Annotated in this window: 20 protein-coding genes and 4 tRNA genes; 6 read left to right on the top strand and 18 right to left on the bottom strand. The window is 38.6% G+C overall.

What is annotated here, in order from left to right:
- Positions 1-59 precede the first annotated feature (59 nt).
- From rpmG to CYP84_RS01735, 6 genes are all read right to left on the bottom strand, one after another.
- Entirely contained in the window at positions 60-218 is a 159-nt protein-coding gene (gene rpmG, locus CYP84_RS01760; protein WP_002941157.1) for a 50S ribosomal protein L33, read from the bottom strand.
- 53 nt (positions 219-271) lie between these two features.
- A complete protein-coding gene (gene tuf / locus CYP84_RS01755) occupies positions 272-1,471 on the bottom strand; it encodes an elongation factor Tu (protein WP_002941132.1) in 1,200 nt (399 codons plus the stop codon).
- A 72-nt stretch (positions 1,472-1,543) separates the two neighbouring features.
- A tRNA-Thr gene (locus CYP84_RS01750) sits at positions 1,544-1,618 on the bottom strand.
- A 124-nt stretch (positions 1,619-1,742) separates the two neighbouring features.
- Positions 1,743-1,819, bottom strand: a tRNA-Gly gene (locus CYP84_RS01745).
- 7 nt (positions 1,820-1,826) lie between these two features.
- Positions 1,827-1,911 (bottom strand) — tRNA-Tyr (locus CYP84_RS01740).
- A gap of 52 nt (positions 1,912-1,963) precedes the next feature.
- Positions 1,964-2,039: transfer RNA gene (locus tag CYP84_RS01735), tRNA-Thr, on the bottom strand.
- 256 nt (positions 2,040-2,295) lie between these two features.
- Here CYP84_RS01735 and CYP84_RS01730 point away from each other — a divergent pair.
- Positions 2,296-2,544 (top strand): hypothetical protein, encoded by a 249-nt coding sequence (locus CYP84_RS01730; RefSeq protein ID WP_002941090.1) that lies wholly within the window; start codon positions 2,296-2,298, stop codon positions 2,542-2,544.
- Here the strand turns inward: CYP84_RS01730 and CYP84_RS01725 are convergent.
- From CYP84_RS01725 to hemB, 12 genes are all read right to left on the bottom strand, one after another.
- A complete protein-coding gene (locus CYP84_RS01725; protein ID WP_223227313.1) occupies positions 2,541-3,035 on the bottom strand; it encodes a transglutaminase-like cysteine peptidase in 495 nt (164 codons plus the stop codon). The genes CYP84_RS01730 and CYP84_RS01725 overlap by 4 nt on opposite strands.
- 121 nt (positions 3,036-3,156) lie before the next feature.
- Positions 3,157-3,792: a response regulator transcription factor gene (locus tag CYP84_RS01720; protein ID WP_103636462.1), complete on the bottom strand. Its 636-nt coding sequence runs from the start codon at positions 3,790-3,792 to the stop codon at positions 3,157-3,159.
- A 17-nt stretch (positions 3,793-3,809) separates the two neighbouring features.
- Complete coding sequence (locus tag CYP84_RS01715; protein WP_103636461.1) at positions 3,810-4,307, bottom strand: DUF5416 family protein; 498 nt, start codon at positions 4,305-4,307, stop codon at positions 3,810-3,812.
- Positions 4,307-5,773, bottom strand: a complete 1,467-nt coding sequence (locus CYP84_RS01710; protein ID WP_103636460.1) for an HlyD family type I secretion periplasmic adaptor subunit — start codon at positions 5,771-5,773, stop codon at positions 4,307-4,309. Before CYP84_RS01710 ends, CYP84_RS01715 begins: the two co-directional genes overlap by 1 nt.
- 2 nt (positions 5,774-5,775) lie before the next feature.
- Positions 5,776-7,914: a type I secretion system permease/ATPase gene (locus tag CYP84_RS01705; protein WP_002941147.1), complete on the bottom strand. Its 2,139-nt coding sequence runs from the start codon at positions 7,912-7,914 to the stop codon at positions 5,776-5,778.
- 3 nt (positions 7,915-7,917) lie between these two features.
- On the bottom strand, positions 7,918-9,867 hold the full coding sequence (locus CYP84_RS01700) for a bifunctional diguanylate cyclase/phosphodiesterase (protein WP_103636459.1): 1,950 nt from the start codon (positions 9,865-9,867) through the stop codon (positions 7,918-7,920).
- The gene (locus tag CYP84_RS01695) at positions 9,864-10,523 is read right to left on the bottom strand and encodes a transglutaminase-like cysteine peptidase (protein ID WP_103636458.1); all 660 of its coding nucleotides are present in this window, start codon (positions 10,521-10,523) and stop codon (positions 9,864-9,866) included. The genes CYP84_RS01700 and CYP84_RS01695 overlap by 4 nt, the downstream gene beginning before the upstream one ends.
- Before the next feature lie 19 nt (positions 10,524-10,542).
- Entirely contained in the window at positions 10,543-12,222 is a 1,680-nt protein-coding gene (locus CYP84_RS01690) for a TolC family outer membrane protein (RefSeq protein ID WP_103596751.1), read from the bottom strand.
- Positions 12,223-12,334: 112 nt separating this feature from the next.
- Positions 12,335-13,696: an oxygen-independent coproporphyrinogen III oxidase gene (hemN, locus tag CYP84_RS01685; protein ID WP_087583685.1), complete on the bottom strand. Its 1,362-nt coding sequence runs from the start codon at positions 13,694-13,696 to the stop codon at positions 12,335-12,337.
- Complete coding sequence (locus CYP84_RS01680) at positions 13,689-14,174, bottom strand: DUF2603 domain-containing protein (protein ID WP_012001494.1); 486 nt, start codon at positions 14,172-14,174, stop codon at positions 13,689-13,691. Before CYP84_RS01680 ends, hemN begins: the two co-directional genes overlap by 8 nt.
- Complete coding sequence (gene argF / locus CYP84_RS01675; RefSeq protein WP_103636457.1) at positions 14,171-15,088, bottom strand: ornithine carbamoyltransferase; 918 nt, start codon at positions 15,086-15,088, stop codon at positions 14,171-14,173. The genes CYP84_RS01680 and argF overlap by 4 nt, the downstream gene beginning before the upstream one ends.
- Before the next feature lies 1 nt (position 15,089).
- On the bottom strand, positions 15,090-16,061 hold the full coding sequence (hemB, locus tag CYP84_RS01670) for a porphobilinogen synthase (protein WP_103608451.1): 972 nt from the start codon (positions 16,059-16,061) through the stop codon (positions 15,090-15,092).
- A 68-nt stretch (positions 16,062-16,129) separates the two neighbouring features.
- On the opposite strand from hemB, the gene ribA reads away from it, so the two are divergent.
- From ribA to htpX, 5 genes are read left to right on the top strand one after another with little or no spacing between them, the layout of a single operon-like run.
- Positions 16,130-16,693, top strand: a complete 564-nt coding sequence (gene ribA, locus CYP84_RS01665) for a GTP cyclohydrolase II (RefSeq protein WP_103572161.1) — start codon at positions 16,130-16,132, stop codon at positions 16,691-16,693.
- On the top strand, positions 16,693-17,259 hold the full coding sequence (gene rsmG / locus CYP84_RS01660) for a 16S rRNA (guanine(527)-N(7))-methyltransferase RsmG (protein WP_103636456.1): 567 nt from the start codon (positions 16,693-16,695) through the stop codon (positions 17,257-17,259). Before ribA ends, rsmG begins: the two co-directional genes overlap by 1 nt.
- Positions 17,256-17,450 (top strand): hypothetical protein, encoded by a 195-nt coding sequence (locus CYP84_RS01655; RefSeq protein ID WP_103636455.1) that lies wholly within the window; start codon positions 17,256-17,258, stop codon positions 17,448-17,450. The genes rsmG and CYP84_RS01655 overlap by 4 nt, the downstream gene beginning before the upstream one ends.
- Positions 17,447-17,812: a hypothetical protein gene (locus tag CYP84_RS01650; RefSeq protein WP_103636454.1), complete on the top strand. Its 366-nt coding sequence runs from the start codon at positions 17,447-17,449 to the stop codon at positions 17,810-17,812. Before CYP84_RS01655 ends, CYP84_RS01650 begins: the two co-directional genes overlap by 4 nt.
- 8 nt (positions 17,813-17,820) lie before the next feature.
- The gene (htpX, locus tag CYP84_RS01645; RefSeq protein WP_087583677.1) at positions 17,821-18,687 is read left to right on the top strand and encodes a zinc metalloprotease HtpX; all 867 of its coding nucleotides are present in this window, start codon (positions 17,821-17,823) and stop codon (positions 18,685-18,687) included.
- Positions 18,688-18,782 lie beyond the last annotated feature (95 nt).

The following is an 18,782-nucleotide window of genomic DNA, read 5'->3' as shown; positions in this document are numbered from 1 at the left end:
GATTTGGAATCCAGCGCTCTACCGTTGGAGCTATTGCCCTAATAGCTACTTATTCTTAATTAGCTTTTTAGCTTAACTTCTTTATGAACAGTATGTTTTTTTAATCTTGGGCAATATTTTTTGAGCTCAACCTTATCTGTAGTGGTTTTACTGTTTTTTGTAGTAGTATAATTAATATCACCACACTCAGAGCATTTTAAACCGATTTTAATTCTCATATATATTCCTTATAGAAAGCCAAAGGGTTTCCCCTTTGACATAATTTTATAAATTAACCAAGTATTTTTGAAACAACACCTGAACCAACAGTTCTACCACCTTCACGAATAGCAAAACGAGTTCCTTCTTCAAGTGCAACTGGAGCTATAAGCTCAACAGAAATTCTTACGTTATCACCTGGCATAACCATCTCTGTGCCTTCTGGTAATGTAATAGAACCAGTAACGTCAGTTGTTCTTACGTAGAATTGTGGTCTATAGTTGTTAAAGAAAGGAGTATGGCGACCACCCTCTTCTTTAGTTAAGATATAAACCTCACCCTCAAATTTTGTGTGAGGAGTAATTGATTTAGGCTTGCAAAGAACCATACCACGTTCAACGTCTTCTTTTTTAGTACCACGAAGAAGAACACCAACGTTATCGCCAGCTTCACCTTGATCCATCTCTTTTCTAAACATCTCAACACCAGTAACTGTTGTTGTTTGTGTAGGTTTGATACCAACGATTTCTATTGTGTCACCAACTTTAACAACACCTTTTTCAATTCTACCTGTTACAACTGTACCACGACCTGAAATTGAGAAAACGTCTTCGATTGGCATAAGAAGATCTTTGTCCGTAGCACGAACTGGAGTTGGGATATAGCTATCAACTGCATCCATTAGTTCCATAATTTTTGCTGACCATTCGCCATCTTGTCCAGCTTTTGCCTCTTCAAGAGCTTTAAGTGCTGAACCAGAAACTATCGGAGTATCATCACCTGGGAAGTTATACTCGTTAAGTAGTTCGCGAATTTCCATTTCAACTAGTTCAAGTAACTCAGCGTCATCAACCATGTCTGCTTTGTTCATGAAAACAACAATGTAAGGAACACCAACTTGGCGAGATAGCAAGATGTGCTCTCTAGTTTGTGGCATTGGGCCGTCTGCTGCAGAAACAACAAGAATAGCGCCGTCCATTTGAGCAGCACCTGTAATCATATTTTTTACATAGTCGGCGTGACCTGGGCAGTCAACGTGAGCATAGTGACGTTTCTCTGTCTCATACTCAATGTGCGAAGTAGCAATTGTAATACCACGCTCTTTCTCTTCTGGAGCATTATCAATATTATCATAATCTTTTAGCTCAGCAAGACCTTTGCGTGAAAGAACAGCAGATATTGCAGCTGTTAAAGTAGTTTTACCATGGTCAACGTGACCGATAGTGCCTATGTTTACGTGTGGCTTGTTGCGTGAAAATTTTTCTTTAGCCATCTTTTCCTCCGTTATGATATGTGTCTTTATCTAATTCAAATTCGTATAGCAATATAAAATCATATAAACCAGTGGAGCTCATAGCGGGACTTGAACCCGCGACCTCTTCCTTACCAAGGAAGTGCTCTACCTCTGAGCCATATGAGCGAAAAACGCTTGGCTGAGATGATTTTAATCAACATACAAACAACTAAAAATTCATGAAAATAAAGATGGAATAACTGTGTTTAGTAAAATCTAGATACAGCTCCCAGTTTACTTTCCCAAATTTTGGAGCGGGAAACGGGGCTCGAACCCGCGACCCTCAGCTTGGAAGGCTGATGCTCTAGCCAACTGAGCTACTCCCGCATAACAATGGTGGTGAGACGTGGATTCGAACCACGGAAGACATAGTCAGCAGATTTACAGTCTGCCCTCGTTGGCCGCTTGAGTATCTCACCTTAAACATTAATAAGTTATTTTGGTATTTTCTGGTCAAACACTGTTACAAAATGGAGCTGGTGAACGGACTTGAACCGCCGACCCACTGCTTACAAGGCAGTAGCTCTACCAACTGAGCTACACCAGCACCTGTTTTGTGAAGTGGCAATTATAGCCCAAAATAAAATAAAAGTCAAGGAGATTTTGAAAAATATTTTATATAATTTTTTGCAATCAAAAATCTATAGAATTTAAAAAAAATTTCAAAAACGCCCGCTAGACTAAGCTGCTTTTACCAAAAAACAAAGATAAATTTTACATATATAAAATTTCATATTTTCATTGTTTTATTTTTTTTAAAAGCTAAAATTTCTATAATTACAAAAAATTACAAAGGATTTAATATGCAATTTTTACCTTGGGCGGTAATTTTACTGCTAATTTATGTGATCTATTTCTTAATGATCCGCTATGAAAAAAAGATAGCGACACTAAGCAAAATGATCGAGCAAAACAGTGATGGTATCAAAGAAAATAGAGACCTTATAGGTCAAAACAGGTCACTAATCGAGAAAAATAAACACAACATTGAGAAAAATACTAAAGATATTACAACGAATGTTGAAAAAATAGACATTGACTTGGAAGATTAATTCTTCCAAAATTTCTCTTCTTTTTCCTTTTTTATCAAATTTTCGTAAGTTTGCATTCTTATATTCACTGGCTCTAAATTTATGCCATCTTTTTTTATCTTAAAATATTTCCCATCCATCAAGCAATACTCTGGCACCAAGTCGTAGCGCTTCGAAAGCGGCAAAACTCTAAAGCTTAGATTATCCAGTATAAAAGGCTCTTTGTGTAAATTTTCCCAAACAGCTAGCACCATATGATATTTTTTTGTATTTTTTTCCTGAACTACTAGAAGGCATTTTTGATTATCCACGCCAAGATCTTTTAGGCTATCGCGCTTTGATATCGCGTACTCTTCGCAGTCTCCGCCACCTCGCCTTAAAAACTCACCCCTAGTACTCCACACATCTACATTTGTATTGTAAAAATCATCATATCTTGGCATCAAAGAATTTAAGTATGAATTTATGAGCTCCAGCTTTCTTATAAAGCTTTCGTGTTCTATTTTTTTCATAAAATTTGCATAGTGATTTAGGATATTTTTGCAAATTTGATTTTTACATTGAGATATATTTTTTGGAGAAATTTCAAAATTATTTGCAAAAAGAGAAGAGACAAAAAAAAGAAGCAAAATTTTACGCATGCAGCTGCTTCATCAAAAGCACAAGACCTATTCTATCTTTCACATTTAGCTTGCTGTAAATCGACGTAGTGTGCGCCTTTACCGTCCTTAAAGTAATGCCTGTTTGCTCTGAAATTTCATTGTTTGTTAGACCTTGATATATTAAGTTTGCGATCTCTTTTTCGCGTGAGCTAAGCTCGCTTAGATCAGATTTTTTCTCTAAAGTTTCACTTTCATTATTTATATATGAGCCAGTTAGTTCTCCGATCATCGCTTGGATAAATTCTGGATAAAGCCAAACTTTGCCATTTAAAATCGTCTCAAAGGCATCTTCAAAGTGAGTTTTTCTCATGTGTGAGTTTGCATATCCTTTGACACCAAGAGCCAGCAGATGTTTGCCTTCACTAAATTTTGGTTCGTTTGCAAGGATTAGACATTTTATATTTGGAAAACTTTCATGAATGGTTTTAATATTTTCATCAAGGCTATCTTTAAAAGCGTTTGTATCGATACCAACAATATCAACATTGTCGTTTAAATTTACAAAAAAATCCTTTTTATTGTGAGTAAATTTCACATCGTCATCTGAAAAGTACCCTCGCCAAAGATTATTAAGCGAACCATTTTGAGTAAAAAAAACCACATTCATAACCATATTTCCTTATATCACATATAGGTTTGCTCGTAAATTTTTGACTCATTTACGAAAACGATCAAGTAGCGTTCCTTGCCACTATTTGCCTCAAATTTATAACTAAAAGTGGATAAAAATTTCTCGACCACTTCTTTGTCTTCTTTTAAAAAGATACTCATCTCAAAACAACCATTTGATATAGCGTATCTATATGGCACGCTAAGAGATAGTAAATTTAGATCAAAGTCCAAGCTATCGCTGCTTTCATCGTAGCCACTAATTGATATCTTGATGCTGCTTACTAGCTCATCTTCTATCTTTAGCCCAGCCAAGCTGATATGCTCTTCTTTTTTTAAATTTATCATCTCATCAAAGCTTTTTTCACAGTCTTTAAAGAGAAATTTAATGACCTCTCTTCCGATTAGATCGCATATTTTGCCATCATTTACAATGATAAATTCCTCAGCCAGCTTTGCTCTTGAAATTTGATATTCGCTAAAATTTCGCTCAAAGCTAGCTGACTTTTGCATTATCGCTCCGTTAAAGCGTTTTGTTTTGCTTTTAAGATAGGTTTTAGCAAATAGTCAAGTATCGTCTTTTTACCAGTGATGATATCAGCTGAAACTATCATACCAACCTTGATCCTAAGTGGCTTCTCTTCGCTACCAAGATAGTTTTTCTCAGTTTCTATCCTGACTAGATAGTAGCTCTCGCCAGTTTTTTCATTTGTCTCGGTATCGGCACTGATCTGCGTTACTTTGCCTTTTAAACCGCCATAAATACTAAAATCATACGCTGTAAATTTAACCATCGTATCAAGTCCAGGTCTTAAGAACGCAACATCAGCTGGCTTAACCTTTACCTCGGCGATGAGCTTATCTTCTAGTGGGACGATCTCAGCTATGTTTTCACCAGGCTTGATAACACCTGAGACGGTATGCACCATCATCTTACTAACGATGCCATTTACAGGAGATCTCACATAAGTTCTTTCAACTCTATCACTTAGGCTGATTTGCGACTCGTTTATCCTTGCGATCTCAGCAGAGACTTCGTTTAGCTCTTTTTTTGCATTGTTTTTAAATGCCAGCTTTGCCTCTTCTATCTTATTTTTTGCCTCTTTTATGGTTGATTCGACCCTTGGTACAGCAAGCACAGATGCGTCAAGCTCGCCCTTTAGGTCATTTACACGTCTTTGAAGCTGGATATACTCAACCTCGCTAACAAGACCTTTTTTAAATATAGGCTCCATGATCGCTTTTTCTTTTAAAACAAGGTTGTAGCTATTTTGAGTTTGAGAAATTTTGTTTCTAAGCTCATTTAGCTCGCTTTGGCGCTGATGGATCTGCTCTGTTAGAATTCCTATTTGCTCATTTAAGTGATCGATGTTTGAGTTATGCAAGCTTATCTCGTATCTTACGGCCTTGCTATTATTCATATCTCTTGTTTCGTTATAGTCAAATTCTTTATCATTTGCTTCAGCATCAAGCCTCATAAATTTAGCCTGAAGCTCATCAAGTCTTAGCTTTGACTCGCCGTAGCTACTTGTAAAGTTTTTATTATCAAGTCTGATTAAAATTTGATCTTTTTTAACCTCATCGCCCTCTTTTACAAAAATTTGATCCACGATACCACCTTCAAGGTTTTGTATCGCTTGGTTTTTGCCTGATGGGATGATCTTGCCGCTACCTCTTGTTATCTCATCTATCTGCGCCCACGAAGCCCAGATAAGTAGCCAAAATACAGTTATACTAACTGCATAAAGTATCTTTTTTGAGGTTGATGGAGCTTTTGCCAAAACTGCTTCTGAGAGGCTTGACATAAATTTCAAGTCATAAGCATCGTAGTTTTTTGCTTGGATGTTTGACTTGATGCCATCTACGCTATTTAAAATTTGATCTCCAGCACTCTCTTGATCTTTTATGTCGCTTTTTTGGACTGGCTTTTCGTCTGGCTTTAAATTTTCATTTTGTTGATTTTTTATATCTTCTTGCATAATCACTTCCCACTAAGTCTAGCTAAAACTTCGTCTCTTGGACCATCTAGTAAAATTTTGCCGTTATCCATCACTATGAGCCTATCAACAAGATCGAGCATCGATGTTCTGTGAGTTACTAAAATCATAGTTTTATTTACAGTATTTACCTTTAAATTTGCTTTTAGCTTGCTCTCAACTGTATTGTCTAACGAATTTGTAGGCTCGTCAAGCAAGATAATAGGACTATCTAGCAAAAACGCCCTAGCCACAGCTATACTTTGACGCTGACCGCCACTGATGCCATCGCCTCTTTCAAATACTGGCATATCAAAACCAAGCGGGTGAGCATTGACATATTCATCTACGCCACTTACTTTAGCAGCTTTAATGATCTGCATATCATCGACATAAGGAGCTTTTTGAACGATATTTTCTCTAACTGTTCCTTTAAATAGCACAACATCTTGTGGCACGTAGCCGATATTTCTTCTAAGGTCAGCTGGGTCGATCTGGTTGATATCTATACCATCAATTAGCACTGAGCCTTCAGTCGGTGCATAAAGGCCTAGAATTATCTTTTGTAAGGTTGTCTTACCAGAGCCATTTCTACCGATGATGCCTACTTTCTCACCCGGCTGAATGACAAAATTTATCCTATCAAGTGAGCCCTTTGTAGTATCTGGATATGTAAAGCTAACGTTTTTAAACTCTATCTTGCCTTCAAAAGAATTTCTTCTAACAAATTTCTTGCCCTCAGGTCTTTCAACTGGCATCTGCATGATCTTGCTAAGGCTTTGATAAGCTGTCTTTGTCTGCTCGAAATTTGCAGCTAGCGAAGCTACTTGACCCATAGGAGCGATCGCACGAGAGCTAAGCATAACAGCAGCGATCAAACCACCCATTGTAAGGTGCGTATCTTGTATCATATAAACGCCAAGAACGATGATAGCGATAGTGTTTAACTGCACCAAAAATGAAGTCACAGTTGTAATTGAAGTAGTGATTATTTTTGATTTGATGCTTCTGTTTGCTATCTCGCCAGTCGCCTCTTCCCAGTTCCACTGCACGTGTCCGCTAGCACCAAGAGTTTTAATGGTCTCCAAGCTACTAAGACTCTCTATCAAAATTCCATTTTTCATAGCTGAAGCCTCAAATGTGCTCTTGATAGCGTTTTGAAGTGGATCTTTTATAAAAAATGTGTAGCACAAAATAGCTATCATGATGACGATAGGCACAAGCACAAGGTAGCTTCCTATAAAGTAGGTAACTATCAAAAAGATTAACGCAAATGGTAGATCAACAATGGCAGCAAGTGACGCAGATGAGAAGAAATTTCTAACTGTGTCAAATTCTTTTAAGTTACTAGCAAACGAACCAACTGACTTTGGCTTATTGCTAAATTTCATATCCATGACGCGCTCAAACAGGATAGAGCTCATAATGATATCGCTCTTCTTACCTGCGATCTCAAGAAAATATGAACGAACAAATTTTAAAAATAGATCGATACCATAAACGACGCTCACGCCAAGCGCTAGAACCCAAAGTGTCTCAACTGCATTATTTGGCACAACGCGGTCATAGACGTTCATCGTAAAGAGCGGGCTTGCAAGGACAAATAAGTTTATGATAAAGCTTGCTATCACGACGTCAAAGTAAATTTTCTTAGAGCGCTTTAAAGTGCCCCAAAACCAGTGGTCATTGCCAGCGTCGATAAGCTTTGTCGAGCTTGTATCTTCTGGGACAAATTCACGTTTTAGGTAGTAAGCATAGCCTAGATACTCATCTTTTAGCTTGCTTGTTTCTATCGTGCTAGTGCCAGTTGAAAGATCAGGCGTGATGATGTTTGCCATCTTTTTGTCTTCGCTGAAAGATTGCAAGATGCACGCTTTTTTGCCTCTAAGCATCAAGATACAAGGCAAAACTAAAGGTGAAATTTGATCAAGGTCTTTTCTGACAAGCGTTGATGCAAAGCCAGCACGTGAAGCTGCACGAGAAAATAAAGACTTCGAGCTCTTTAGTGAAAAAAGCTCGATCTCTTCGCCATCTTTTACAGGCAGACCGATAGTTAAAGCATCGGCACTATATGGGTTGTTATGAAGTTTGGTAAAGATCACCAAACATTGAAGCAGTTCGTCTTTTATCTTATCGCTATGCATCTATCATCCAATATTTTTGATTTCATCTATGTAAATTCCTTGCATATTTTTAATGCCAAGCTCAATTAGCTTACTCTTTTGCTCTTCGCTCTCAACACCGATCGCAATCAAAATGATATCTTTTGAGCTTAAAACAACATCTAGTGATTGTTTTGTGTTTGCTCCTGATTTATCACTTAAAAAGTCGATTAAGACGCTTGACTGGATCTTTACATAGTCTGGATTAAATTCTTTTAGCTTCTCAATGCCTTTTGCACTGAGTTCAAAGTGGTCAAATCCAAAACCAAAGCCGAGTTCTTTTAATTTTTTAGTAAGTCTAACTATACTTTCGATACTAATATCGTCTTTGTTTGGAATTTCTATATAGTTTTTAGATTTTGAAATTTGAGCGATCTTCTTAAGCGTAGCTTCAAGTTTTGAGAAATTTTCATCCGAGCTTAGTATCTCTTTACCCAAATTTATCGCCAAGCTTCCTTGAGGCAAGATATTTTCAGGCAAAATTCTAGCGATTCTATTTAGAATGTGAAGATCGAGCATCGCACCTAAATTTAGCTCATTTACCATTGGCATAAAGTATGATGCCATACGCCATTTACCCTCGCTATCAACTAGCCTTAGATAAAGTTCATACTGCTCAAAGCTTGAGTCAAAACCAACTACTTTTTGAGCTGCAAATTTAAATTTATCCTCTTTTATAGAGTCAAAGATAAGCTCTTTATATTTCTCTTTGCCGATGACTAGAGTGTTTTGATTTGCATTAAATTTTTTACAAGTAAAGCAGCCAGCCAGTCTTGCACTAGCCAAAGTAACGTCAGCTGATGTAAGTAGCGTCCTCATATCAGTGCTTGGCGAATACTCGACAATAGCTGCATTGACTGGGCATTCGCTATCGTTTATAGAGAAATTTGCATAGAGTTTTTTAAACTCAGCCATGATCTTATCGTCTAAAGCTGAGAAATTTGATGAGTTTTTACCGTAAGAAAGCAAAATAAAGTCGTTGTCATTTAGCCTTGCAACGATCGCATTTTGGTCATTTTCGGTTGATTTTTCTTGTAAAATTTGGGCTATTTTTATGATGACACTTTGCCATTTTTCAAAGCCAAGAACGCCTTTTAGCCCTGCTAGATCTTTAAAGCTAACAAGCGAAGCAACACCGCTTGAATACTCTTCACTTGCTAAATACTCACTAAATTTAGTTTGAAAAAATCTTCTATTATAAGTGCCGCTCATAGAGTCTTTATATAAAAGCTCTTGATACTTGCTAAGCGTAGCCGCCTCTCTTTCAAATATGTCTTGAACCTTGCTAACCATCGAGTTCATGGCGAGCACCATCTTTTTAAGGTCGGTTGTGAATGGAATTCTCTTTTGGATGATAAATTTATTATCAAGTATCGCTTCAGCTTGATCTTGAACCTTAACAAGTGGTCTAAATATTGCCTTAAGAGCGAAAAACGCCACAACAAGAGCGATGATGATCATTAAAGCTAGAAAGTTAAAAATATTTTTTGAGTTTGAGTAAAGCTCATTGTAGGCAAGTGCTGTGCTACCTTGAACATAGAGTGTGCCAAATTTAGCCCAGCCAGTCATGATCTCGCTAGTTGCAACAGGAGCTTCAAATTTAGCGATCTTATAAAACCACTCAGGGATATCTTTAACAATAGTTTGTTGAGAATTTTCTATGAGCACCTTACCATCTACGTCTTCAAGTTTAATGAGCTTGTATCTGCCGCTATCAAACATAGAATTTATCATCGTTTGTGCCAAAGACATATCCTCAGGATCAACAATCGGCTTTAAAGCAAGTCCAAGTGAGTTTGCTGTGTGCCTTGCGTTTTCACCGAGCTGATCGTTGATGTATCCATTTAGGCTCTTAAAATTTAAGTAGCCAACAGCCATAAAAATCACGATGCCAAAAGCTATCACAGCGATCATAATCTGTTTAAATAGCGTCATAAATCCTCTTTTCCTATCCTATCTATTAGTTCCATCCACTTAGGATTTTGTTTTTTATTTCCACCTGGTATTGCCTGACCAAGACCTTCTTGTTTTGCCAAGTATAGCGAATCACCGTTGAAACTATAAACTGGCACAAGGTCTGTTCTTTGAGTTGCGATTTTTATTTTACCATTTATGTTGTCTAAAATTAATGGAATAGACTTTGGTGTATCATAATATGCCAAAACCATATGTGCTTGGTTATATCTTAAGGCTTTAACGTATGTGAAGTATAATTTTTGAGTTGGAATTCCAAGTTGCTTTAGGGTGAAATACTTTGCGATAACGTAGTCTTCACAGTCACCCGCGCCTTTTCCTACAAATTCCATTCTGGTAGCCCAGTAATCTTTTTTATGCCAAAGTTGCATATCATCAACCCACCTAAAAGAGTTAAAAAAATCATTTACTTTTATTAATTTCTCTTGTTCGGTTGCATCTTGCAATGAAGTCATTAAAGAATTTAATGCCGATGCCCTTCTTCTTGCATCTTCTCCATAAATTTTAGCCACTTTTGCTATCGTTGTTTGTTTTACAAAATCCCCAACAGCATTTATTGCTAATAACGAAAAAAGGACGCTTAAAGTAAGCGTCCAGAATTTTGCTTTGACCCTCATGGTCATCACTTTTAAATTTTTATCTTAAGTCGTTTTGAATACTGCAAGCGCCTTGAATATATCTCTTAGCAAAGCCTGGCTCAAAACTATCTGAAACCATACCCATGTTATCTAGCAATCTATATTTTGCATAAGATAGTGCAGTCTCAGTTGTAGCGATCTCTTTTAAAGCTGTGTTGTACTCGTTTTCTGCATCAAGTAGGTTGATAAGGTCGCGGCGACCGATTCTAAACTCATCTTGGTAAGCATCAAGTGTAGCTTTTGCATATTCAACGTGTTGATTTAGATATCCCATTTTTTCTTGGTTAAGAACATAGTTTTGCCATGAGAATTCTAAAGACTCTTTAAGCTCTCTTACAAGGTTGTCCATAGTTTGTTGCTCTTGTTGAACAGCAAGTTGGCTCTTCTCTTTATCTAGCTTATCGTTACCTTTGTTGTAAAGGTTGTAGTTTAGTCTTAAAAGGGCATCAAATGTTTGTTCTTCATAATCATCATATAAAACATTTGAGTGATCATAAGCACCTGACACAACAAGATCTAGTTTTGGTAAGAATGGTGCATTTTTCTCTTTTACAACAGACTCTGCCATAGCGATGTTTGATCTTTGAACTAGAAGTGTTGGGTTGCAAAGAACAGCTTTATCATAGACAGCCTCTTTAGTGCTTGGTAATGGCAGATTAAATTCAGGCATTACTAGGTTTTTAGCTGCAACTTTTCTTCCATATAGTTTTTCGAATGTAGAAAGTGCGTCTTCATAGTTATTTTTTGCAGCTATATAGTTTGATTGAGCCAAAGTATAGCGTGATCCAGCTTGTCTCTCTTCAGAAGCTACGCCGTAACCTGATCTTGCTCTATCTTTGATCTGGCTATAAATTTCTTCATGGCTTTTTACGTTTTCTTCTTCAATATCAAGAATTCTCTTTGTTTGAAGAACTTGTAGGTAAGCATTTGCAGCGCTTAGTGTTAGTCTATCTGCAGCTTGAGCCACTGTGTAAGCAGCTGAGTCAAGTCTTGCACTTTGAGAGTTGATTCTATTTTTATCAGCACCACCATTATAAAGGTTTTCAACTAAAGTTAAAGATGCGCCAGATACTCTGCCATCGCCTCTTCTTGTTGTAAGACCATCATCAAGACGTTTTCTCTCATATCCTACTCTAGCAGCTGCATCAAGTGTTGGATAGTAGGCATTTTTAGCTATTTTTAGATCTTTACCAACTTGTAAGTAGTTAAATTCTGTAGCTTTTAAGCTTGGGTTTTCATTTAAAATAGTTTTTACAACTTGATCCAAAGTCAATACACTATCATCAGCTTGTGCTGTAGCTGCTGCTTTAGGCTCTGCTGATATAGTTTGCTCTATATTAGATTTTTTAGCTGACTGAGCATTTGTTACAGGTGACTTAGCTCTCATTAAAGCATCTTTATAACCTGACTCATTTTGAACTTTAGCTAACAACTCATTAGCTTCATTTTCAGAAACTGGAGTTGTATCAACATATAAAAACTTTCTTCCACCAACTTCATAAACGCCAGTAGTTAGTCTGCTATCTGATATTTTGCTGTTTACTTTGCTAACAGCACTATCGATTCTAGCAGCGCTATCATCTTGAGCGAATGAAGCTAGAAAAATCCTGTAAGGGACATCTTGAGCAGACAGCAACGTTGCTGCGGCCAAAGCACTAATTGCTAACATCTTTTTCATAACTAGATCCTTTTACCTTTTTATTGTCAAGCTTTGGCTCGACTTTTAGTGCGAATTATACACCAAGAAATATTAAACGTATTTTAAATACCTTATGACAAAAAAATAATTTTTATATCGTCTTAGAAAATCGCCTTAAATTTTCAGGAATTTTCTTAAGATACTCATCAAAACACATTGCAATATTTCGTATTATCAGCGTTCCTGTCTCATTTACGCTGATCTTATCTGTCGTAACATCGACAAATTCACTTAAATTCTTTAGCTCTTCAAGCTCATTTTTGAAATGTTCAAAGAAATTTATATGAAATTCATCCTCGACTGCCTTGATATTAAGCCCAAAATTACTCATCAAACTCATGATCACACTTTTTCTAAGCAAGTCTTCATCGCTTAGATAAATTCCCTTTGCGTATGGCAACTTTCCACTATCGATCGCTTTTTCATACTCATCCATATCTTTATGATTTTGCGCATAGTGTCTTTTGCACTCACCGATACTTGTAATGCCTATACCGATAAGATCAGCGCCACCCTTTGTCGTATAGCCTTGAAAATTTCTATGCAAAGTGCCATTTGCCAAAGCGCCAAAAAGCTCATCATTTGGCTTTGCAAAGTGATCCATTCCTATCATTTTGTAGCCATTTTTAGTTAAAAACTCAGCTGTAAATTTTAAAATTTCAAGCTTCACTTCTGGATTTGGCAGGGTCGTCTCATCAAATTTACGCATCGACTTTTTTATCCACGGCACGTGAGCGTAGTTAAATACTGCAAGCCTATCTGGATCAAGTGTAAGAGCAAGCTCGAGCGTCTTTTTAAAGCTCTCCAGACTTTGGTACGGTAGGCCGTAGATCAAGTCCATATTTATTGATTTTATGCCCTTTTGCCTAGCCATTTTTACGGCATTTTGAGTGATCTCATATGGCTGAATTCTATGAATTTCTTTTTGCACCTTCTCATCGAAGTCTTGTACGCCGTAGCTTATGCGGTTAAAGCCGTGAGATATGAGCACATCAAGCTGCTCATTTGTCAAAAATCTAGGGTCTATCTCGCAGCTTATCTCGGCCTCTTTTGAGAAATTTTTAAATTTAGCCTTGATAAGTTTGATGATCTCATCAAGCTGGGCGGCGTTATAAAATGTCGGGGTGCCGCCACCAAAGTGCATCTGCAAGACCTCAGTGCTTGTGTCTAGGTGGCGAGCTAAAATTTCAAGCTCTTTTTCTATATATCTTATATATCTCTCTTTGCGGTCTTCTTTGCTCGTGTAGATAACGTTACAGCCACAAAAATAGCAAGCGCTCCTGCAAAATGGCAAGTGTAAATAAAGCGAAAGCGGCCTTTTTTTATCGCGGTTTTCAAGCTCTTTTACGTAAGCCTCATAGCTAAATTTATCGCTAAACTCCGGTGCTGTCGGATAGCTCGTATATCTTGGCCCTGGCCTTGAATACTTCACATACGCGCTAAAATCAATCATCTGCCCTGCTCCTTGCCATTTGGATCATCTCTTTTATATCTACAAATAAATTTGGATGCTCTTTTTTGATATTTTTTACCAGCTTATCAAGGTCGATGTTAAACTGCCTGCTCTTTTTATCGTGAGCGATCTTTTTGATCTCATCCATCGCAACCACCCAAACATCGCTAAAATCAACCGGTATATTTTGCCAGATCGTCTTTTCAAGCCTTAGGTCAAAATTCTCTTTTTGCGACTCTTTTAATGCCTCTATCAAAGCTGAGAGCGATTGTACAGAAATGACCGTGTGTAAATTTTGATTTTCATCAATGCCAAACCACGGCTCTTTCGAGTCCCAAGAGCCACTTTTTAAATTTAAAATGTGCTCGTTTGGATTTTTCGTTGAAACTATCTCAAAGACCGTTTTTTCAGGCTCGCTTAGCCCAAGGTTATTACCGATCTCATCTATCTCATCATATATATTTTTCTCTTCACTCATCTTCTTCTCTCATCTAACCAGACCATCACGCCCTTTTGGGCATGAAGTCTATTTTCCGCCTCGCTAAAAATTTCATCCGCGTGCCTTTCAAAGACCGCCTCGCTCACCTCGTAGCCTCTGTAAGCTGGCAAGCAGTGCAAAAATATCGCATCTTTTTTAGCCAAACTCATCAAATTTTCATCCACGCAGTATCCAGCAAAGTCTTTTAGCCTCTTTTCTTTCTCGGCCTCTTGACCCATCGATACCCAAGTGTCCGTAGTCACTACATCGGCACCATTTACCGCTTCTTTTATATCATTTGTGATAAAAATTTTCGCACCTGAAATTTTTGCGTTTTCATTAGCCATTTTTAAAATTTCAGCGTCCGCCTCATACCCTTTTGGCGTGGCGACCCTTAGCTCAAGGCCAAGCTTGCTAGCTAGCATGAGCCACGAATGAGTCATGTTGTTGCCGTCCCCTACGTACGCGACCTTCTCGCCTGCGCTAAATTCAAGCATAGTTAGATAGTCTGCCATGAGCTGCACTGGGTGAAATTTATCGCTTAGGCCGTTTATCACTGGCACGCTTGAAAATTTAGCAAATTCTTCTAGTGTCTCGTGCCTATCGACCCTTAGCATAGCCATATCGCACATCCTGCTTATAACTCTAGCGGTGTCACGTATAGGCTCGCCGCGGCCTATTTGTATGTCATTTTTGCTTAAAAATAGCGCATATCCACCAAGCTCATGCATGCCTACATCAAAGCTCACTCTAGTTCTGGTTGAACTTTTTTCAAATATCATCGCAAGCTTTTGATCTTTAAGATATGGCTTAAATTCTCTAGCCTTCGCCTCTTTTTTGATCTTGCGGGCTAAATTTATCATCTGCTCGATTTCATCTTTGCTAAAGTCATTTAGCGTCAAAAAGTGCCTCATCTTAGCCCCTTAAAATTTTAGCCGCTTCTTTTGCGTGATAGGTGATGATCAAATTTGCCCCTGCTCTTTTAAAGCCGATTAATGTCTCCATCATAACGCGCTCGTAGTCGATAATGCCAGCTTTTGCGCCAGCTTTTAGCAGTGCGTACTCGCCACTTACGTTATAGACGCAAAGTGGTAGAAGTGTCAAATTTCTAAGCTCTCTAACGATGTCAAGATAAGCAAGCGCTGGCTTTACCATCAAGATATCAGCACCTTGCGCCTCGTCCTGCAAGCTCTCATTTATAGCTTCAAGACGATTTGCGCTGTCCATTTGGTAGCTCTTTCTATCGCCAAAGCTTGGAGCGCTTTGCGCCACGTCACGAAATGGTCCGTAGTAAGCTGAGGCAAATTTAGTCGAGTACGCCATCACTGGTAAATTTTCAAAGCCATTGTTATCAAGTGTCTCTCTTAGCGTTGCAATGATGCCATCCATCATGCCGCTTGGTGCGATCATGTCGGCGCCATTTTGAGCGTGTATCAAAGCTTGTTTAGCTGAAATTTCAAGCGTTGCGTCGTTGTCGATGGTGTTATGCACGTGGTCGATTATGCCGCAGTGGCCGTGGTCTGTGTATTCGCAAAAGCAAAGATCGGTGACGACTACTAAATTTGGAAATTTATCCTTTATGGCACGAAGCGCAGTTGCGATGATGCCATCATTGCTTAGTGCGTCGCTGCCAACGCTATCTTTTAGGCTTGGTATGCCAAATAAAATGATCGATTTTATGCCTAAATTTACTATCTCTTCACACTCTTTTAAAATTTCATCGATACTCATTTGATAGACGCCTGGCATCGAAGCGATCTCGTTTTTAACGCCTTTGCCCTCGACCACAAAGAGCGGATAGATAAAGTCATTTACGCTAAGGCTAGTCTCTCTTACCATCTCTCTTAAAGCTGGATTTATTCTTAATCTTCTAAAACGTTTAAACATATTTTTGCCTTTTCTTTGTTAAAATGCGTGATTTTTAGCTAGTTTAGCACAGTTGGAGTAAATTTAAAATGAAAATAGAAATTTCAAACGCCGCAAATCTACCCTCAAGATTTGGCACTTATAAGGTTCAAGCCTTCAAAGAGGGGGCAAAAGAGCACCTTGTGATCTACAAAGAGCCTCTAAGCGAAGTAGTAAATCTTAGAATTCACTCCGAATGCCTAACTGGCGATGCGATCGGGAGCCTAAAGTGCGACTGCCGCGACCAGCTAGAAGCTAGCCTAAAATATATCGAAGAAAATGGCGGTATGGTCATCTACCTGCGTCAAGAGGGCAGAAATATCGGGCTTTTAAACAAGATAAATGCCTACAACCTCCAAGACAAGGGCTTTGACACGATAGAAGCCAATCACCAGCTAGGTTTTAAGGCTGATGAGAGGACATATGAAGTGGTTGATTTTATCCTAAATCACTACGGCATAAAAGAGGTAAATTTACTCACAAACAACCCTTTAAAACTTCACGGACTAAGCTCAGTAAAGATCGTAAAGCGCGTGCCTATCGTCATCAAACCAAATAAATTTAACGAAGGCTACTTAAAGGTCAAAAAAGAGCAAATGGGGCACATCTTGTGATGAAAAATGAGCTTTGCTTGCCGGCTGAATTTGACGAAAAAGTAAAGGCTTACGCTCAAATTTTTGCTAAATTTAACAAGGTTCATAGCTTAAGCAACTATAAAGATATAAGCGAGCAGGTGCTTGATAGCATTAGGCCGCTTGAAGTTTTTGACCTAAGTGCCAAAACTGCGATCGATGTGGGCAGTGGAGCTGGCTTTCCAGCGATATTTTTAGCCCTTGCGATGCCGCGCACTAAGTGGCACCTTTTTGAGCCGATAGCAAAAAAGTCGTCATTTCTAAGCTACGCTAAGATCGAGCTTGGCTTGCAAAATTTAGAAGTTCATAGCCAAAAGATCGAGCTTGCAGATAAATTTACGGCTGATCTCATCACCTCAAGGGCGCTTAGCAAGACAAAAGAGCTTATAAAAATTTGCGAGGGATTTTATGGTGAAAACACCAAATTTCTCATCTACAAGGGCTCTAGCGTCATGGATGAAATTTCAGGCATCAACGCGCAAATTTATAATGAAAAAAACAGAAACTACATATTTTTTAATCTCAAAAACCAAGAGGAGACACGTTGAAATACTTGCTTTTTGTAGCGATTTTGGTTGCGATTTACATCATATTTTTTAAAAATAGAAAAAAAAGCGACAAGATAAGCACCAGTAACTTCGAGGAGTGCAGCAAATGCGGTGTCTTTAGCGACATCGACCAAATGGTGCTAAGGGACGGAAAATACATCTGTAAAGAGTGCATAAAGGGTAAAAGATGAAAATTTTGGGTGATGAACTGATCAAATTTGAACCGCTATTTCTTTGCAAAAGCGAAGATGAAATTTTAAGCGGCAGGCAAAATCTCTTTAAATTTGATAGAAATTTGATAAAAAGGGCGTTAGAGACTGGAGCAAGCTTTAGCATCATCGCAAATGATATAAACGAAGCTATCATCGCAAACGCCGCTGGAGCAAAATTTATTATTGCCGATATTACGCTAGCAAAAGATCTGGCAAAAGTTGCGCAAAACTACCTATTTGACGCACTTATCGCTGTTTTGATAGAAAGTGAAGCAAGCCTTTGCGAGCTTGCGAAATTTGAGATCGACGCAGCGATCCTGCCAAATGCTATAAAAGAATAAGGACAAAAATGGAAATTTTCAAAACCGCTTTTTTAATGGTTGCTTTAATGCTAGTTTTTATCGCTGTTGGCGGCTATGTGGGCGGCGAGCAAGGCATGATGATCGCCTTTTTGATGGCAGCTGGCATGAACCTATTTTCTTACTTTTTTAGCGACAAGCTCGTGCTAAAAAGATATAACGCCATCCCAGTTGATGAGAGCAACGCCCACGGCCTTTATGAGATCGTCTCACGCCTCACACAAAAGGCGAATTTGCCGATGCCAAAAATTTACATCATCCCAGAAGAGGTGCCAAATGCCTTTGCCACAGGCCGCAACCCAAGCCACGCAGCCGTCGCAGTGACAGAGGGTCTTTTAAAAATTTTAAATGAAAACGAGATCGAGGGCGTGCTAGCTCACGAGCTAAGCCACGTAAGGCACTACGACATCCTAACTGGCTCAGTCGCTGCCATACTAGCTGGAGCTATCGCGATGGTCGCAAATTTTGCCAAGATAGGCACCGTGGCAGGGCAAAATCAAAACTCACAGAGAAACGCCAACCCAGTAATTATGCTAATCATCGCCGTTGTGATGCCACTAGCTGCTACGATCATCCAAATGGCGATCTCAAGGGAGCGCGAGTATAAGGCGGACAAAGGCGCAGCCTATCTAACTGGACACCCAGAGTGGCTAGCTAGCGCGCTAAGAAAGCTTGAAAACTACTCAAATTCTTACGTTATGCAAAACGCAAGCGAGCAAAGCGCACATATGTTTATCGTAAATCCATTTGGCTCACTAACTAGCAAGCTTGGTGTGCTTTTTAGAACGCATCCTAGCACTAGTGACAGAATTGCTGAGCTTCAAAGACTAGAGCAAGAGATAAAAAGAGGTATGTAGATTTAGTCCTTAGCAAATTTGGGCTCTGATTTTAGTGGAGAGCTTTGCGAAACCTAAAATCAGTAGTCAATTCTTGCGAGTGAGCGGAATTTTAA

This window comes from Campylobacter concisus (assembly GCF_002912425.1).
GTDB lineage: Bacteria > Campylobacterota > Campylobacteria > Campylobacterales > Campylobacteraceae > Campylobacter_A > Campylobacter_A concisus_AH.
The sequence above is the reverse complement of the archived record's forward strand: the minus strand, read 5'-3'. Positions and strand labels throughout refer to the sequence as shown.

What these genes read in the sequence shown, in the direction of transcription:
- CYP84_RS01715 (WP_103636461.1), bottom strand. Translation starts at nt 4,307, where the DNA reads ATGCAAAAGTCAGCTAGCTTTGAGCGAAATTTTAGCGAATATCAAATT.
- CYP84_RS01695 (WP_103636458.1), bottom strand. Translation starts at nt 10,523, where the DNA reads ATGAGGGTCAAAGCAAAATTCTGGACGCTTACTTTAAGCGTCCTTTTT.
- rpmG (WP_002941157.1), bottom strand. Translation starts at nt 218, where the DNA reads ATGAGAATTAAAATCGGTTTAAAATGCTCTGAGTGTGGTGATATTAAT.
- tuf (WP_002941132.1), bottom strand. Translation starts at nt 1,471, where the DNA reads ATGGCTAAAGAAAAATTTTCACGCAACAAGCCACACGTAAACATAGGC.
- CYP84_RS01700 (WP_103636459.1), bottom strand. Translation starts at nt 9,867, where the DNA reads ATGACGCTATTTAAACAGATTATGATCGCTGTGATAGCTTTTGGCATC.
- hemB (WP_103608451.1), bottom strand. Translation starts at nt 16,061, where the DNA reads ATGTTTAAACGTTTTAGAAGATTAAGAATAAATCCAGCTTTAAGAGAG.
- CYP84_RS01650 (WP_103636454.1), top strand. Translation starts at nt 17,447, where the DNA reads ATGAAAATTTTGGGTGATGAACTGATCAAATTTGAACCGCTATTTCTT.
- CYP84_RS01680 (WP_012001494.1), bottom strand. Translation starts at nt 14,174, where the DNA reads ATGAGTGAAGAGAAAAATATATATGATGAGATAGATGAGATCGGTAAT.
- CYP84_RS01720 (WP_103636462.1), bottom strand. Translation starts at nt 3,792, where the DNA reads ATGAATGTGGTTTTTTTTACTCAAAATGGTTCGCTTAATAATCTTTGG.
- CYP84_RS01725 (WP_223227313.1), bottom strand. Translation starts at nt 3,035, where the DNA reads ATGAAAAAAATAGAACACGAAAGCTTTATAAGAAAGCTGGAGCTCATA.
- CYP84_RS01710 (WP_103636460.1), bottom strand. Translation starts at nt 5,773, where the DNA reads ATGCAAGAAGATATAAAAAATCAACAAAATGAAAATTTAAAGCCAGAC.
- CYP84_RS01705 (WP_002941147.1), bottom strand. Translation starts at nt 7,914, where the DNA reads ATGCATAGCGATAAGATAAAAGACGAACTGCTTCAATGTTTGGTGATC.
- ribA (WP_103572161.1), top strand. Translation starts at nt 16,130, where the DNA reads ATGAAAATAGAAATTTCAAACGCCGCAAATCTACCCTCAAGATTTGGC.
- CYP84_RS01690 (WP_103596751.1), bottom strand. Translation starts at nt 12,222, where the DNA reads ATGAAAAAGATGTTAGCAATTAGTGCTTTGGCCGCAGCAACGTTGCTG.
- htpX (WP_087583677.1), top strand. Translation starts at nt 17,821, where the DNA reads ATGGAAATTTTCAAAACCGCTTTTTTAATGGTTGCTTTAATGCTAGTT.
- argF (WP_103636457.1), bottom strand. Translation starts at nt 15,088, where the DNA reads ATGAGGCACTTTTTGACGCTAAATGACTTTAGCAAAGATGAAATCGAG.
- rsmG (WP_103636456.1), top strand. Translation starts at nt 16,693, where the DNA reads ATGAAAAATGAGCTTTGCTTGCCGGCTGAATTTGACGAAAAAGTAAAG.
- hemN (WP_087583685.1), bottom strand. Translation starts at nt 13,696, where the DNA reads ATGATTGATTTTAGCGCGTATGTGAAGTATTCAAGGCCAGGGCCAAGA.
- CYP84_RS01730 (WP_002941090.1), top strand. Translation starts at nt 2,296, where the DNA reads ATGCAATTTTTACCTTGGGCGGTAATTTTACTGCTAATTTATGTGATC.